The sequence below is a fragment of the Streptomyces sp. LE64 genome, assembly GCF_052606915.1.
On sequence record NZ_CP199708.1, the window covers coordinates 5,248,811 to 5,265,423 of the forward strand.

Annotated in this window: 8 protein-coding genes and 1 pseudogene; 6 read left to right on the top strand and 3 right to left on the bottom strand. The window is 71.9% G+C overall.

All coding sequences use genetic code 11. From position 1 onward, the window contains the following. Positions 1-77: 77 nt before the first annotated feature. Both ACSMX9_RS23745 and ACSMX9_RS23750 read right to left on the bottom strand, forming a co-directional pair. Positions 78-755 (bottom strand): potassium channel family protein, encoded by a 678-nt coding sequence (locus ACSMX9_RS23745; RefSeq protein WP_351249436.1) that lies wholly within the window; start codon positions 753-755, stop codon positions 78-80. Next, entirely contained in the window at positions 755-1,426 is a 672-nt protein-coding gene (locus ACSMX9_RS23750) for a potassium channel family protein (protein WP_351249434.1), read from the bottom strand. The genes ACSMX9_RS23745 and ACSMX9_RS23750 overlap by 1 nt, the downstream gene beginning before the upstream one ends. Positions 1,427-1,832: 406 nt before the next feature. Between ACSMX9_RS23750 and ACSMX9_RS23755 the strand changes: the two genes are divergently transcribed. Next, positions 1,833-3,881: an APC family permease gene (locus ACSMX9_RS23755; RefSeq protein ID WP_445396768.1), complete on the top strand. Its 2,049-nt coding sequence runs from the start codon at positions 1,833-1,835 to the stop codon at positions 3,879-3,881. A 98-nt stretch (positions 3,882-3,979) separates the two neighbouring features. Then, positions 3,980-5,308 carry a class I SAM-dependent RNA methyltransferase gene (locus tag ACSMX9_RS23760; RefSeq protein ID WP_445396770.1) on the top strand — a complete coding sequence of 443 codons (1,329 nt, stop codon included), beginning with the start codon at positions 3,980-3,982 and terminating at the stop codon, positions 5,306-5,308. A gap of 141 nt (positions 5,309-5,449) precedes the next feature. On the opposite strand, the pseudogene ACSMX9_RS23765 reads toward ACSMX9_RS23760, so the two are convergent. Next, positions 5,450-6,609 (bottom strand): annotated as a pseudogene (locus ACSMX9_RS23765) (IS3 family transposase); the annotation flags it as partial. Positions 6,610-6,642: 33 nt separating this feature from the next. On the opposite strand from ACSMX9_RS23765, the gene ACSMX9_RS23770 reads away from it, so the two are divergent. The 4 genes from ACSMX9_RS23770 (at position 6,643) to ACSMX9_RS23785 (ending at position 16,594) form a co-directional block, all read left to right on the top strand. After that, on the top strand, positions 6,643-9,195 hold the full coding sequence (locus tag ACSMX9_RS23770) for an MFS transporter (RefSeq protein WP_445403077.1): 2,553 nt from the start codon (positions 6,643-6,645) through the stop codon (positions 9,193-9,195). 138 nt (positions 9,196-9,333) lie between these two features. Then, the gene (locus ACSMX9_RS23775; protein WP_445396772.1) at positions 9,334-11,664 is read left to right on the top strand and encodes a DUF2786 domain-containing protein; all 2,331 of its coding nucleotides are present in this window, start codon (positions 9,334-9,336) and stop codon (positions 11,662-11,664) included. A gap of 245 nt (positions 11,665-11,909) precedes the next feature. After that, positions 11,910-13,283 carry a serine/threonine protein kinase gene (locus tag ACSMX9_RS23780; protein ID WP_445396774.1) on the top strand — a complete coding sequence of 458 codons (1,374 nt, stop codon included), beginning with the start codon at positions 11,910-11,912 and terminating at the stop codon, positions 13,281-13,283. A gap of 212 nt (positions 13,284-13,495) precedes the next feature. After that, complete coding sequence (locus ACSMX9_RS23785; protein WP_445396776.1) at positions 13,496-16,594, top strand: SNF2-related protein; 3,099 nt, start codon at positions 13,496-13,498, stop codon at positions 16,592-16,594. Positions 16,595-16,613: the final 19 nt, after the last annotated feature.

Sequence of the window (16,613 nt, forward strand, 5' to 3'; positions counted from 1 at the left end):
GAAGCACCCGCCGAACGGAACGTGGAGGGGCGGCCCCGTCGGGGCCGCCCCTCCACGCGGTTCACCACGTCAGCCGCTCACTCCTCGGACGGCCCGCGCCGCACCGACAGCAGGACCTCCAACTGCTCCTCGCGGGCCGGAGCGGCGACGAACAGCAACTCGTCACCCGCCTCCAGGGAGTCGTCCCGGGTGGGCGTGAGCACCCGGGTGCCGCGGATGATCGTCACCAGGGAGGTGTCCTGGGGCCAGGGGACGTCCCCGACCCGGGTGCCCGCGAGCGCCGACTCCGGCGGCAGCGTCAACTCGACCAGGTTCGCGTCACCGTGGCTGAAGCGCAGCAGCCGCACCAGGTCGCCGACGCTCACCGCCTCCTCGACCAGCGCCGACATCAGCCGGGGGGTCGAGACGGCGACGTCCACGCCCCAGGACTCGTTGAACAGCCACTCGTTCTTGGGATTGTTCACCCGGGCGACCACCCGGGGCACCCCGTACTCCGTCTTGGCGAGCAGCGAGACCACCAGGTTCACCTTGTCGTCGCCGGTCGCCGCGATGACCACGTTGCAGCGCTGGAGCGCCGCCTCGTCCAGGGACGTGATCTCGCAGGCGTCCGCGAGCAACCACTCCGCCTGCGGCACCCGCTCCACGGAGATCGCGGTCGGCGCCTTGTCGATCAGCAGGACCTCGTGACCGTTCTCCAACAGTTCGCCGGCGATGGAACGCCCGACCGCACCGGCTCCCGCGATGGCGACCCTCATCAGTGACCGCCCCCTTCCTCGGGGCCCTGCGCGAACGAGGCCTCCACCGTGTCGACGTCCTCCGGACGCATCACCACGTGCACCAGGTCGCCCTCCTGGAGCACGGTCCGCGAGGTCGGCAGGATCGCCTCGCCCAACCGGGTCAGGAACGCGACCCGCACCCCCGTCTCGTCCTGGAGCCGGCTGATCGTGTGGCCCACCCAGGACGTCGGGGTGTGCACCTCGGCGAGTTGCACCCCGCCGGTCGGGTCCCGCCACAGCGGCTCCGCGCCGGACGGCAACAGCCGGCGCAGCATCTGGTCGGCGGTCCAGCGGACCGTGGCCACGGTCGGAATGCCCAGGCGCTGGTAGACCTCGGCGCGCCGCGGGTCGTAGATGCGTGCCGCGACGTGGTCGATGCCGAACATCTCCCGGGCCACCCGGGCCGCGATGATGTTGGAGTTGTCCCCGCTGGACACGGCCGCGAAGGCGCCGGCCTCCTCGATGCCGGCCTCCCGCAGGGTGTCCTGGTCGAAGCCGATGCCCGTGACGCGCCGTCCGCCGAACCCGGAGCCCAGGCGCCGGAAGGCGGTGGGGTCCCGGTCGATCACGGCGACCGTGTGCCCCTGTTGCTCCAGGGTCTGGGCCAGAGCGGAACCCACTCTGCCGCAACCCATGATGACGATGTGCACGACCGTCCTTCCGACTGTCGATCTTCCGCTGTTCGTTGGTTCTCGTTGGTTCTCGTCGGTCCGGGGTCGGTGTCATCGCCCCCCGTCTCCGGGGACGTCGACGACGACGGCGGAGTTGCCCGGCACCGGCGACGGACAGGACAGCGTACGGGCCGCACGGCCCGTACCCGTGGAGCCGTCGGCGGTCGGTACGGCCGGGGCCAGCGGACTTGACCCGGGCTTTACCAAGTCCCCGCCGAACACGACGACTCAGGCTTAACAGGGTCTCAGACCGGGGCCAAAGCTACACACGCACGGTCACCCGACCGCGCCCTCCCGCCCCCCGGGGAGAGGTCCGCGAATCACCGCCACGCGTTCTGGGGTGGTGGGTGGGCGGGCCCGCGTTCGAACGCTTACGATCCTCTGCGTGTCCAAACTGACCGACGTGCCCAAACGGATTCTCATCGGGCGCGCCCTGCGCAGTGACCGGCTGGGGGAGACCCTCCTGCCCAAGCGCATCGCCCTCCCCGTCTTCGCGTCCGACCCGCTCTCCTCCGTGGCGTACGCGCCGGGCGAGGTGCTGCTGGTGCTCTCCGTCGCGGGCGTGTCGGCCTACCACTTCAGCCCCTGGATCGCCCTCGCGGTCGTGGTGCTGATGTTCACCGTGGTCGCGTCGTACCGGCAGAACGTGCACGCCTACCCCAGCGGCGGCGGGGACTACGAGGTGGCGAACACCAACCTCGGTCCCAAGGCCGGCCTCACCGTCGCCAGCGCGCTGCTCGTCGACTACGTCCTGACCGTCGCCGTGTCGATCTCCTCCGGAGTGGAGAACCTCGGCTCGGCGATCCCGTTCGTGGTCGAGAACAAGGTGGCCGTCGCCGTCGGCATGATCGTCCTGCTGACCCTGATGAACCTGCGCGGTGTGCGGGAGTCCGGCAAGCTCTTCGCGATCCCCACCTACGTCTTCGTCACCGGCGTCTTCGCGATGATCGCCTGGGGCGCCTTCCGAGGCCTCGTCCTCGACGAGACGCTGAAGGCGCCGACCGCCGACTTCGAGATCCAGGCCGAACACCAGGGGCTCGCCGGCTTCGCCCTCGTCTTCCTGCTGCTGCGCGCCTTCTCCTCCGGCTGCGCCGCGCTCACCGGCGTCGAGGCCATCAGCAACGGCGTCCCCGCGTTCCGCAAGCCCAAGTCGAGGAACGCGGCCACCACCCTGGCCCTGATGGGCCTCCTCGCCGTCACCATGTTCTGCGGGATCATCGGCCTCGCCATGGCCTCCGGCGTGCGGATGGCCGAGAACCCGGCCAAGGACCTGCTCCACGGCGGTGCCCCGGTCGGCGACTCCTACGTCCAGGACCCGGTGATCTCCCAGGTCGCCGCCGCGGTCTTCGGGGAGGGCACCTTCTTCTTCGTCCTGCTCGCCGCCGCCACCGCCCTGGTGCTGTTCCTCGCCGCCAACACCGCGTACAACGGCTTCCCGCTGCTCGGCTCGATCCTCGCCCAGGACCGCTACCTGCCGCGCCAGCTGCACACCCGCGGCGACCGGCTCGCCTTCTCCAACGGCATCGTCCTGCTGGCGGGCGCCGCCGCCCTCCTCGTGGTCGTCTACGGAGCCGACTCCACCCGGCTGATCCAGCTCTACATCGTCGGCGTCTTCGTCTCCTTCACCCTCAGCCAGACCGGCATGGTCCGCCACTGGAACCGGCTGCTGCGCACCGAGCACGACCCCGACAAGCGACGCCACATGAAGCGGTCCCGGGCCATCAACGCCTTCGGCGCCTTCTTCACCGGCCTCGTCCTGGTCGTCGTCCTGGTCACCAAGTTCACCCACGGCGCCTGGGTGGCCCTGCTCGGCATGGTCATCTTCTACGCGGTCATGACCGCGATCCGCCGCCACTACGACCGCGTCTCCGAGGAGATCAGCGCCCCCGAGGAACCCACCGACGACATGGTGCGCCCCTCCCGGGTGCACTCCATCGTCCTGGTCTCCAAACTCCACCGCCCCACCCTGCGGGCCCTGTCCTACGCCCAGTTGATGCGCTCCGACACCCTGGAGGCGCTGAGCGTCAACGTCGACCCGGCGGAGACCAAGGCCCTCAAGGACGAGTGGGACCGCCGTGACATAGAGGTCCCCCTCAAGGTCATCGACTCGCCCTACCGCGAGATCACCCGGCCGATCATCGAGTACGTCAAGAACCTGCGGCGAGAGTCCCCGCGCGAGGCGGTCAGCGTGATCATCCCCGAGTACGTGGTGGGCCACTGGTACGAGCACCTGCTCCACAACCAGAGCGCCCTGCGGCTCAAGGGCCGTCTGCTGTTCACCCCCGGAGTGATGGTGACCTCGGTGCCCTACCAGCTGGAGTCCTCCGAGGCGGCCAAGAAGCGGGCCCGCCGGCGCCAGGACTGGAGCGCGCCCGGCGCCGTGCGCCGCGGCCCCGTGGAGAAGCGCAGCAAGGAGCCCACCGGCAAGGGGTGAGGCACGGCGACCGCCGACCCGGACGCCCGCGCGGGGACGTAGACTGGTGGGCTGTTGTCCCGCAGTCCTTCCCTCACCACTCGTGGAGTCACCCCGCCATGCAGGCAGAACCGAAGAAGACGCTGGTGGGCCAGGAGTACGAGGTCGAGGTCGGCGCCGTCGCCCACGGCGGCCACTGCGTCGCCCGCACCGAGGACGGCCGGGTGCTGTTCGTCCGGCACGCCCTCCCCGGCGAGCGGGTCCTGGCCCGCGTCACCGAGGGCGCCGAGGACTCGCGCTTCCTGCGCGCGGACGCGGTGGAGGTCCGCGAACCCTCCAAGGACCGGGTCACCCCGCCCTGCCCCTTCTCCGGGCCGGGCCGCTGCGGCGGCTGCGACTGGCAGCACGCCAAGCCGGGCGCCCAGCGACGCCTCAAGGGCGAGGTCGTCGCCGAACAGCTCCAGCGCCTCGCCGGCCTCACCCCCGAGGACGTCGGCTGGGACGGCACCGTGATGCCCGCCGAGGGCGACAAGCTGCCCGTCGGCGAGGTCCCCGCCTGGCGCACCCGGGTCCAGTACGCCGTCGACGAGGAGGGCCGCGCGGGTCTGCGCCGCCACCGCTCCCACGACGTCGAACCGGTCGACCACTGCATGATCGCCGCGCCGGGCGTGACCGAGTTGGGCGTCGAGGCCCGCACCTGGCCGGGCATGGCCGCGGTCGAGGCCATCGCGGCCACCGGCTCCCAGGACCGTCAGGTGATCCTGACCCCGCGCCCCGGCGCCCGGCTCCCGCTGGTCGAACTGGACCGTCCGGTGTCGGTGCTCCGCGTCGACGAGCGGGACGGCGGGGTGCACCGGGTGCACGGCCGCCCCTTCGTCCGCGAGCGCGCCGACGACCGCACCCACCGGGTCGGCAACGGAGGCTTCTGGCAGGTCCACCCCAAGGCGGCGGACACCCTGGTCAAGGCCGTGATGCAGGGCCTGCTGCCCCGCAAGGGCGACACCGCACTGGACCTGTACTGCGGCGTCGGCCTGTTCGCCGGCGCCCTCGCCGACCGCGTCGGCGAGCGCGGCGCGGTCCTCGGCATCGAGTCGGGCAAGCGCGCCGTCGAGGACGCCCGGCACAACCTCCGCGACTTCCCCCGGGTACGGGTCGAGCAGGGCAAGGTCGAGCAGGTGCTGCCGCGCACCGGCATCACCGAGGCCGACCTCGTCGTCCTCGACCCCCCGCGCGCCGGCGCCGGCCGCCGCACCGTGGAACACCTCGCCGCCCTGGGCGCCCGCCGCATCGCCTACGTGGCCTGCGACCCGGCGGCCCTCGCCCGCGACCTCGCCTCCTTCCGCGAAGCGGGCTACCGGGTACGGACGTTCCGGGCCTTCGACCTCTTCCCGATGACCCACCACGTGGAGTGCGTGGCGATCCTGGAGCCGGTGGGGAAGGGTGCTTGACCTGCGCACGCGACTCGACCGTGCCCCTTCGATTCCGGCCGGGCGTCGGGCCTTCCCCGTGGTGGTGGACACGACTCTTTGATCACGCGGTGAGCGTGAGCTTGGCGGTGTGGTGTCGGCGTTCGTATTCGTTGGGGCTGAGCGGGTGTTGTAGCGGGTCAGCCAGGCGAAAACCTTGTTCCTGCACTCGGCGGGGCCGCCGTAGTCGCGGGCGCCCTGGAGGGTTTCGCGTTTGAGGGACGCGTGGAAGCTTTCGCAGGCGGCGTTGTCCGCGCTGTTGCCGACGGCACCCCTGGACCGGGTGACCTTCAGCTGGTCGTAGAGGTCGGCGATGGCCCTGGAGCCGTACTGGGCTCCGTGGTCGGAGTGAAGGACGGAACCGTCCAGACCGCCGCGGGTCCGGGCCGCCGTGCGTAGGGCGTCGGCGACCAGGGTGGTGCGCATGTGGTCGGCGATGGACCAGCCGACGACCTTGCGGCTGAAACAGTCCAGAACCGTCGCGAGGTAGAGGAACGTGCCGTCGGCGAGGCAGGTAAGTGATGTCGCCCATGTATGTGAGGCCCGGCCCGGCGGCGGTGAAGTCCCGCCGGAACAGGTCCGGGACCTGTGAAGCGGCCGGGTCCGGGAGCGTGGTGCGGACACGTCTGCGCAGGCGGACGCCGGTGATGGCGAACATGCGCATGACGCGGGCGACCCGCTTTTCGTTGACGTGCAGGCCCGCCTCTCTGAGCTCGGCGGTCACCCCCGGGGAGCCGTAGGCGCCGCCGGATTCCGTGTGGACCTCACGAATCCTCGCGGCCAGGCGCTGGTCGGCCCGCTGCCGGACAGTCCTGGGCTCGCGGCCGGCCAACCACTTGTAGTAGCTGGACCTGTTCACCTCAAGGACCTCGCAGAGCCGCTTCACCTCGAAGGCGTCCCGGTGGTCGTCGACGAACTGGAAGCGACTCCTCACCAGTTCGTCTCCCCGGCGAAATACTTGGCCGCCTTGCGGAGTATGTCCCGCTCGGTCGCGAGCTTGCGCTCACTGGCCTCGAGTTCGGCCACCCGGGCCTCGAGCTGCCGGATCCGTTCGTCCGGTTCCGCGGACGGCACCACTGGCGCGGACGGGCCACAGTCCTGGCGCCCCGGGCTGTGGCCGGGCCGGCGCCACGGCGTTCGCGGTCCCGCAGCACCCAATTCCGCAGTGTGTTCCTGTTGACGCCCAGGTCAGCGGCGATGCTCTTGTACGTTGCCCCGGGTGTGGACTCGTACAAGGCCACGGCATCGGCCTTGAACTCGTCCGAGTAGTCCTTCATCGCCATCAGCGGTCTTCTCGCTTCCTCCGGATCAAGCAGATCCAGTATCAGCGTGTCCACCACTCAGGGGGAGGCTCCCTCGTCGGCTCCATGGTGTCGGGCCTCGCCCAGTCCATGGGCCAGCTCATCGGCTTCCGGGTGCTCCAGGGCCTCGGCGCCGGAGGTCTGATGGTCGGTGCGCTCTCCCTCATCGGCGAGCTGCTCACCCCGCAGAAGCGCGGCACGTTCCAGGCCATGTCGTCGGCCGTCATGGGCGTCGCGATGGTCGGCGGTCCGTTGGCCGGCGGGTTCCTCACCGAGCACCTGGGCTGGCGCTACTGCTTCTACATCAACGTGCCGTTCGGCCTTGCCGCCTTCATCACCGTCGCCGTGGCGCTGAAGCTGCCCGAGCGGCGCTCCCGGGCTCCCATCGACTACCTGGGCGCCGTGCTGCTCGCTGCGGTGATCACCTCGCTGGTGCTGCTCACCACGTGGGGCGGTACGCAGTACGACTGGTCCTCGCCGGTGATCACGGGCCTGATCGCGGTCGCCGTGGCCGGGGCCCTCGCCCTGCCCGCCGTGGAGCGCCGCGCGGTCGCCCCCGTACTGCCGCTGACCGTCTTCCGCAGCGCCAACTTCAGCTGGGCCAACGCCATCTCCTTCCTCTACGGGTTCGTGATGGTCGCCGCGCTGACCTTCCTGCCCATCTACCAGCAGGCCGTGCAGGGTGCCTCCGCCTCCAGCGGCGGACTGCTCACATCAACGGTACCGCCTGAAGCCGGGTGTTCCGCTGATCTCCTCGGGAGGGGGGGACCATTCGCGCGGGAGGGTTCCTGCCGGGTGGTCCCGCAGCGGCCCAGGACGCCTCCGTCGTCGGGCCGGTACGGAGTGGGGCGAGGAGCGCACACGGGTCGGCGGGGCCGTCATGATGGCCGCATGCACAAGCTCGAAGCGCACGAGATGCCCCTCCACAAGGTCTTCAGCAGTGACTACGACTTCCGGATCCCGGACTACCAACGGCCGTACGCCTGGCAGGAGGAGCAGGCGGTCCAGTTGCTCACGGACCTCGCGGAGGCGCTGGAGCGGGGGACCGAGGAGCCGTACTTCCTCGGTTCGTTGGTCCTGGTCAAGGAGAGCGGACAGCCGAGGTCCGACGTCATCGACGGCCAGCAGCGTCTGACCACGCTCACCATCCTGTTGTCGGTGCTGCGTGACCTGACGGACCGGGCCGAACTGCGTGAGGCCCTGCACAAGCTGATCAACCAACCCGGTGACCCGATTCTCGGGAGGAAGCCCCAGCCCCGGTTGCGGCCCCGCCAGCGGGACGCCGACTTCTTCCACGAGTACGTCCAGACCGGCGGCGCCATCGACGTGCTGCGCGTACTGGACAGGACCGCCTTGGCGACCGACGCGCAGAAGGCCGTCCGGGACAATGCGGCCGCCCTGCACGGCGAACTGGCGAGCTGGTCCGAGGAACGCCGCCTCGGCCTGGTCAGGATGCTCGGCGAGCGGACCTACCTGGTCGTGGTCGCCACCCCCGACCTGGAGAGCGCACACCGGATCTTCAGCGTGATGAACTCTCGCGGCCTGGACCTTTCTCCCACCGACATCTTCAAGTCGCAGATCATCGGTGCCCTGGAGGACCCCGGGCAGTCGGCGCACTGCGCCCGCAAGTGGGAGGACGCCGAAGAGACCCTGGGCAGGGACGACTTCGCCGACCTCTTCCTCCACCTGCGCATGATCTACGAGAAGAAGCGGGCCGAGAGGGAGCTGCTGAAGGAGTTCCCCAAGCAGGTGCTCGACCGCTACCTTCCGGACAAGGCGGACGTCTTCGTCAACGACGTCGTCGTCCCGTACGCCGAGGCGTACGCCCAGATCCGCGACGGGCGTTACCAGGCGTCGTCCGGTGCCGAGCAGGTCAACGCCTGGTTCAAGCGGCTCCAGCAGACGGACAACAACGACTGGCGGCCCGCGGCGCTGTGGGCGCTGCGCAACCACGAGCACGAACCGGATTGGCTCGACCGCTTCTTCCGGGCCCTGGAACGGCTGTCGGCCAGCATGTTCATCCGCCGCGTCTACACCACCCCGCGCGTGATGCGTTACGCGGAACTGCTCCGCCAGCTCGACCAGGGACAGGGCCTGGACTCGCCGGCGTTCGAACTGACGGAGACCGAGAGGTCCGACACCCGTGCCCGCCTCGAAGGCGAGGTGTACCTGGTCGGCAAGATCCGCAAGTACGTGCTGCTCCGTGTCGACGAGATCCTCTCCGAGGCCCACGGCGTGAAGTACGACCTGCCGCTCATCACCGTGGAGCACGTCCTCCCGCAGAACCCGGAGGCCGGCTCGCGGTGGACGGAGCTGTTCGACGAGGACCAGCGGGGGTACTGGACCCACCGGCTCGGCAACCTGGTCCTGCTCAACCGGGTGAAGAACTCCACCGCGCAGAACTACGACTTCGCCGCGAAGAAGGCCCGGTACTTCACCGGCCGTGGGGGAGCAGCCCCGTTCGCCCTGACCAGTCAGGTGCTCCGGTACGAGGACTGGACGCCGGACGTACTGGAGGCCCAGCAGAAGCAACTGGTCGACCTGCTGGTCGCGGAGTGGACTCTGTGACCGTCGCGGTGCCCGGTGCCGCGGCCGGGCCGTTCGCCTCCGGCCACCGGGCGCGGATCTCCACCGGGAGGGGCGGCAGTCCGGCCCGGTTCCTAGGATGGTCTCGCTAGTCAGGTGGGGATGTGAGAAGGGGGACGCATGGTGTACGGCCGCGCGGACGGACCATCGGCGGTTGAGTTCCGGCGAGCGCGTGAGGAGTGGATCGACGGCAGGATCCAGGAGCTTGCCGAGGTACTGAAGACCGCCGGTCCGGATCTGTACGAGCTGCTGCCGGCGGATCTGGGAGAACCCCGCCGGGTCGCGGCGGCAGTGGTGACCCGGGTGGCCGTGGACGAGGCGCGCGCTCTGCCGCTGGTGGAGACCGCCCGCTGGATCGAGCGCCTGATTCCCGGCGGGCACCGCCACGACCTGGCGGGAGCGGCCCGGGTGCTCCGCTCGCGACTGGCGACCCTGGGCGAGCCGGCGCTCTGGTCCTGGAGCGCCGCAGCCTGGCAGGAGATGGCCCTGTGGTGGTGGCGACGGCATCAGCCGCACACCGGTGATCCCGCACGGGACTTCGCCGAATGGCGCTCGCGCTGGTCGGCGGAGGTCCCCGGGAACGGGGACGTCGACGAGCCCGAACGGGCACCGCGACGCCACGGCCGCACGCTCCTCACGCTCACGGAGTTCTTCGCGTCGGAAGCCGAACCGCTGAGACTGCTGGCCCACGCGGTGCTGAGGTCGCCCCGAACGGTCGCCGCCGTCGAGGACGCCGTCCTGCTGCGCGAGGAGCATCTCCAAGGCGCGGGGCACCTGAGGTGGCTGGCCGAGCAGCAGGCCTGCGCCGAGCAACTCGAAGCCTGGCGCAGAGCTCAGCAGGAAACCGGGTCCGAGGCCACGCGGGCCTTCCTGGCGGAGCTGTCAGAAGCCGTCAAGCGCTATGCCACGCTCGTGCTGCAACCCGTCGTCAAGGCCCTTCCTGCCGGTGAACGCGCGCTCCTGCACGGCAGTCGACCCGGTGCCCACCGCACTGCCGCCGACTACCTGGACGTGTTCCTCGACTGGCAGGTGCAGCCCGACGAGGACGCCTGGAAGGACGGGGTACCGAGCGCCGACGTCACGCGGCAGGCCAGGGAGCGCCGAGAACGGGGGGAGACGACCTGGCAGGGCATGCGGGGCTCCGTGCCCGTCTGGTACCACATCGTCACCTCTCCGCAGGAGAAGGCGGCCGCTCTCGCCTACTCGGGTCGGCCGTCGGCATCCGTCGTCCGCGTCCGGACCGGCGACGACGGGGTGACGGTTCCGAGCCCCTCTCCGTTCGAGGGGTTGTTCCACGAGGCCGACGAGTCGGCGGACTGGTACCCGGACCCCGGCATCGACGTCCCCTACCAGCCGGACAGCGCGTTCGACCTGTGCGCACTGCTCGCCCTATCCCAACTCGGCCATGCCAGGCTGGAGTTCCTGACGGTCCATCCGGACGGGGCGGTGCACACCCTGCGCACGGTCCGTGCCCTGGTGCGCGAGGACGACGCGAACGCCTGCCGGCGCTGGGCCCTGGCCGCGCTGGCGGAGTTGGCTCCCGACCCGGAGGACCTCGCCGACCTGATGGCCAGGGACGAGGAGGTGGGCGGGGACCAGTCGGACGAGGTCGGCGGTCCGAAGGGCACGGGCGCTGGAGGCGGCCCCGAGGGGTCGCCCGCTCCCGAGCCGCAGACCCCTTCCGCCGGCCGCCGCGCCACGGGCGGAAGCCTTCCGCCCGAGCTGCTCGGCAAGGTGAGGTCCCTGCTCCGCAAGGCCGAGAACGAAGCCGCCACGGAAGAGGAGGCCCGCGCCTACCTCACCAAGGCCACGGAACTCATGGCCAAGTACGGCATCGAACAGGCCATGCTCGACGATCTGGCCGCACCCAGCGGGCCCCTGGACAGGGTTGTCGAGGTCCACCCGCCCTACGCCAAGGAGATGCGGCGCCTGCTCAGCTCGATCGCCGGGGCCATGCGCTGCCGCTCGGTCTACCCCGGAGGCAAGGCGCACCGCCTGCGGGTCCACCTCTTCGGCTTCGAGCCCGACATCCAGGCGAGCGAGCTCCTCTTCGCCAGCCTGCGGCTGCAGATGCTGGACGGAGCGGACCGCGCCGACCGTCGGTACCGTCCGCCGGGGGAGGACGCGCGGGCCTACAAGCGTTCGTGGATGCTCGGGTTCATCCGAGAGGTGACCGACCGGATCGGGGCCGCACAGGAGACGGCACGGTCGGCTGCGGAGCGCGAGCAGGAGGGCACGGGGAGCGCGGGACGCAGTGTGGCCCTGGTCCTCGCGGACCGGTCGACCGTGGTGGCCGCCCGCCTCAGCGAGCGCTATCCCAAACTGGGCAGGTCGCGCCCCACGAAGTTCACGGGGACGGGCTACTGGCAGGGACGCATCGACGGCCGGCAAGCCGACATCGGCGGGCCCAACGTGGTTCCCGACCCGGGTGCCGGACGGCTCGTCGGCTGATCGCGCGCAGCGGACGGCGAGGCAGGCCCCGTCGGCGGGGCGGACCTCGCCGTCTCCCGCGGCCGGAGGGCGGTGCGGCTCGGGCCCGTGCGCCGCCGCACCCCGGCGGGGTCGGAGCGGCCCGGCGGCGGCTGCCGGGCCGGGGCGGGTGCGTACGGGGGCTGCCCCCTTCCCGTCTTCCGTAGACTGATCGGCAGCGGTGCGGCGGGGCACCGCGAGGAGAGCACGGGGGAACGAGAGCGCCGATGGAGCCGTTGGACGCCGACAAGGACCCGCGGGTGCTGGGTCCGTTCGAGCTGCTGGCCAGGCTGGGGGCGGGCGGCATGGGCGTGGCCTACCTGGCCCGGCGGATTCCGCTGGACGACCCCGCGGACGAACTGGCCGCGATGTACCGCCTGGCCGAGCCGGACGAGGCGGTGGACGCCGCCGAACCGCGGCTCGCCGTGGTGAAGACGATCCAGCAGCACCTGCTGGACCAGCCCGGGGCCCGGGAGCGCTTCGCCAGGGAGATCGACTCCGTCCGGGCCGTCGTCAGCGACCGGGTGCCCGCACTCCGCGCGGCCGACACCGAGGCCACGGAGCCGTGGTTCGCCATGGACTTCGTCCACGGTCCCCCGCTCTCCACCCTGGTCGAAGGGGCCGGCGTGCTGCCCGTCGGCCCGTACGCCGCGCTCGGGCTCCACCTGGTGGACGCCCTGCGCGCCATCCACGGCACCGGCCTGCTGCACCGCGACCTCAAGCCGGACAACGTGGTGCTGGGGCCGGACGGTCCCGTCGTCCTGGACTTCGGACTCGCGACCCTCATCGAGCGGCGCACCAGCCAGATGGTCACCGGCCCGGGGGAGGCCTGGGGCACCAAGCGGTACATGTCCTACGAGCAGCTCCGCGACTTCCGCCGCACCAGGGAACCGACCGACGTGTACGGGCTCGGGGCCACCCTGTTCTTCGCGTCGACCGGACGGGCGCCCTACGCGCACGAGCCGCTGCTCACCCCTCCCGACTGGCAGGGCGTCGACGCCGCTCTCCGTCCGTTGCTCGCACAGATACTGGTCCCCGCCCCCGAGCGCCGCCCGGACCTGGACGGGGTGGAGATGGGACTGCGCGCCATCCTCCACGAGGCTGCCCTGACCGAGGAGCGGGCGTTCGAGGAGCTCCGGGTGTGGGTGCGGGAGGCCGCTCTCGCGCCGGAGCTACCCCCCGAGGCGCTCTCGGGCCGGGTGGACCCGGCGGTCAGGGAACGCGCGCAGCGAGCGGTCGACGAGGGCGACGCTCCGGACCGTCCCTGGGCCGGAGCCGCCGGCGGGCACGATCCCGAGAGCCCCTGGGGCGGCAGCGCCGGGTTCTTCGGCATCGTCGACGCCGAAGAACCCGAGCCCGTCGAACCGGACGCCCCCCGGCCGGGCACGCCGCCCGGGTACACGCCGACGGTCGTCGACGAACCGGCGGCCGAACCGGCCCGGCCGGCCGCCCCTCCCGAGCCGCCGCCGGACGCCGCCCCCACCAGCTACCCGCTGCCGGCTCCCCGGCCCACCGAGGAGCCGCCGCCGGGCGTGCCACGAACCGTGCGGCGCGTCGCCGAGAGGCTGCGGAAGACCTACGCGCACAGCAGAAAGCTGTAGGGGAACCGGAACCGGGCCGACCCCCGTGCGGCCGGCGAGCCCTCGGGCAGCCCGGTGCGGGCGGTAGCGCCCCGGAACCCCCTCCCCGCCCGTTTTCGTCCCCGCCTCCCGGAGCCCTAGGCTTCGGGGGCGCACCGTCGGCGACGGACCCCGTACGCCGCCCCGCCTCGCCGCAGCGCGCGAGGAGACGACCCCGAGAGGACCCGCCAGCCATGCCCGACACAGCGCCCGGCCGCACCGAGGACCGTCCCGCGGCGGAACCCGAGGGCGCCCCGCCCGCCGGCGCGGTGATCGAGGTGCGGGACGAGGAGTGGATGGTCCGCACCAGCAGGCAGGTGCGGCCCGGGGAGTTCCTGGTGGAGGCGGTCGGCGCCTCCGACCTGGTGCGGGGACAGGAGGCCCGGTTCCTGGTGCCGACCATGGACGAGCTGCGGGTGCTGCGCCCGGAGGACACCGCGCTGGTCGGCGACTCGTCCCCGCACTTCCGGCGCAGTCGCCTCTTCCTGGAGGCCGTGCTCCGCAAGACGCCGCTGCCGCAGACCGAACGCCGGCTCGCCCTGGCCGACGGCTTCCTCCTCGACCGCATGGACTACCAGCTGCGGCCCGCCGCGAAGGCCCTGGCCAACCCGCTGCGGCCACGACTGCTGATCGGCGACGTGGTGGGGCTCGGCAAGACCCTGGAGATCGGGGTGCTGCTCAGCGAGCTGATCCGGCGCGGCCGGGGCGAGCGCATCCTCGTCGTCACGCCCGCCCCCGTGCTGGAGCAGTTCCAGCACGAGCTGTGGACCCGGTTCTCGCTGCCGCTGGTCAGGCTGGACAGCGCGGGCATCGCCCGGATCGAGCGGAAGATCCCCGCGGGCCGCAACCCGTTCACCTACTTCAAGCGCGTGATCATCTCCATGGACACCCTGAAGAACCCCCGGCGCTACCGCCCGTGGCTGGAGGACGTCCGCTGGGACGCGGTGGTCATCGACGAGTCCCACAACCTCATCAACCAGGGCAGCGACCGGCGGGCCCTCGCCGACCTGCTGGCCGAGCGCACCGACGCCCTGGTCCTGGCCAGCGCGACCCCCCACAACGGTGACATGGCCGCCTTCACCGGGCTGGTCCGCCTGCTGGACCCGATGGCGGTCCAGGACCCGAGGAACCCCCGGGCCGACGAACTGGACCACCTGATGCTGCGCCGCACCAAGGTCAGTGCCGAGGTCGCGGAGCAGCTCGCGGACCACTGGGCGCCGCGCGGCGGCTCCCACCCGGTGCGCTGCCCTGCCAACGAGCTGGAGGAACAGGTCTTCCAGGAGCTCGCGGACCACTGGCTGACCCGCCCCGGCACCCCCGTCGGCACCGAGGACCGCCTCTTCCCCTACGTCCTGCTCAAGTCGTTCCTCTCCTCCCACCGGGCCCTCTTCGGCACGGCCCGCCAGCGACTGCTGAGGACCGGGCACCAGCTGCCCAAGGGCCACGAGATCACCGACGCCCCCCTGGACGGGGTCGAGACGCGGACCCCGGAGGCCGACTCCCTGCTGCGCCTGGTGGAACTCGCCCGGAGCATCGAGCGGGCGACCGCCGAGGACGGCGGGCTCGCCGCCACCTCCAAGCTCCGCGGGCTGGTCGAGGAACTGACCCGGATCGGGGTGAAGGCCGGCAGCACGGTCCGCGCGGTGGTCTTCTCCGAGCGCCGGGAGACCCTCGACTGGCTGGGGAAGGCGCTGCCCCCGCTGCTCGGCTGGCACGAGGAGCGGGACGCCCGGGCCGCGGTCAAGGTCCTCCACAGCACCGGCGTCTCGGACCGGGTGCAGATGGAGTACGTGGACGAGTTCGCCCGCGCCGGCGGCGACGTCCGGCTGCTGCTCACCGGCGACGGCGCCTCCGAGGGCGTCAACCTGCACCGGCAGTGCCACCACCTGATCCACTGGGACCTGCCCTGGAGCCTGATCCGGGTCGAGCAGCGCAACGGCCGCATCGACCGCTACGGCCAGACCCGGCCGCCCGAGTTCCGCGCGATGATCCTCGAATCGGCCGTCGAGGGCGCCCTCGACGACACCGACATCGCCGAGAAGGTCCTCGCCCGCGAGGAACGGGTGCACACCGTGCTCGGCGCCGTGGAGGCGGCGACGAAGGAGAACGACGGCGCCTTGGAGGAGAAGCGCGTGATGGAAGCGCTCCTCAAGGGCGCCCCGCCGCAGCAGGCCGTGGCCGACCTGGAGGCCGTGTCCCCGGACGAGGACGGGGACACGGACGGGCTGCCGCTCCCGCAGCGCCTGAACGCCGAGTTCGGCACCGACGAGGACGCCTTCGACGACGCCGGCTTCGGCTTCGACTTCGGGGACGACGAGGAGGGCGGGGACGCCGGCTTCGACTTCGACGCTCCCCAGGACGCCCCGCCCGCCGCGGACGCCCCGACCCGGCCCGCACCGGACGGGCGCAAGGCCCCGGCGCCGCTGCGCTTCGTCGAGGAACTGCGCCTCTTCAAGGACCGCCGGGACTACGTCCTCGCCGGCCTCGACGAACTCGCCGACCTGGAGGCGTTCCGCCTCGACACCACGGTCGACGGCACCGACCTCAGCTTCGACACCCCCGAGGACCTCGCCGACCGGCTCGACGTGCTCCCCGCCGGCTACCTCCGCGACCACGGCATCACCCGCCGCATGAAACTCACCTTCAGCCCGGCCCACGCCGCCGACTCCCTCCGGCGGGCCCGCGAGGCCCCCGACTCCGCCTCGCTCTGGCCGGACGCCCACTACGTCGGCGAACTCCACCCGGTGCTGGAGTGGATCACCGACAAGGTCCTGGTCCAACTGGGCCGCCAGCAGGCCCCGGTGATCCAGGTGGACGCTGCCCGCGTCCCCGACCCGGTCTTCCTCACCCAGGGCGTGTGGTCCAACCGGGACGGGCGCCCCACCGTCGTCGCCTGGCTGGCCGTCGACCGGCTGGGCCGTCCCGGCGAGGAGCCCCGGATCAGGAAGCTCGACCGCGCCCTCCTCACCGACCTCGGGGTCGGCCCGGACATGCCCGACCACTTCGCCGACGGCGACCACGGGGAACTCCGCCGCCACGTGCCCGCCGCGGTGGCCGCCACCCGCGCCGAGATGCAGCGCCGACGGGCCAAGGCGGAGCACCTGGTCGACGGCCCCCTGCGGGAGTACGAGGAACGCGTCGGGCACTGGCGCCAACAGCGCCTGCCCGGCTTCAGCGGCGGGCACACCGCCCGCGAACGCGCCGCCGAGAACCTGGAGCAGGCGGCCTCCCGCCTACGCACCACGGGCGACCCCATGGTGCGGCTGCTGGCGGTACTGGAGCCCAGCGCATGAGCACGTTCCGATCCACCAC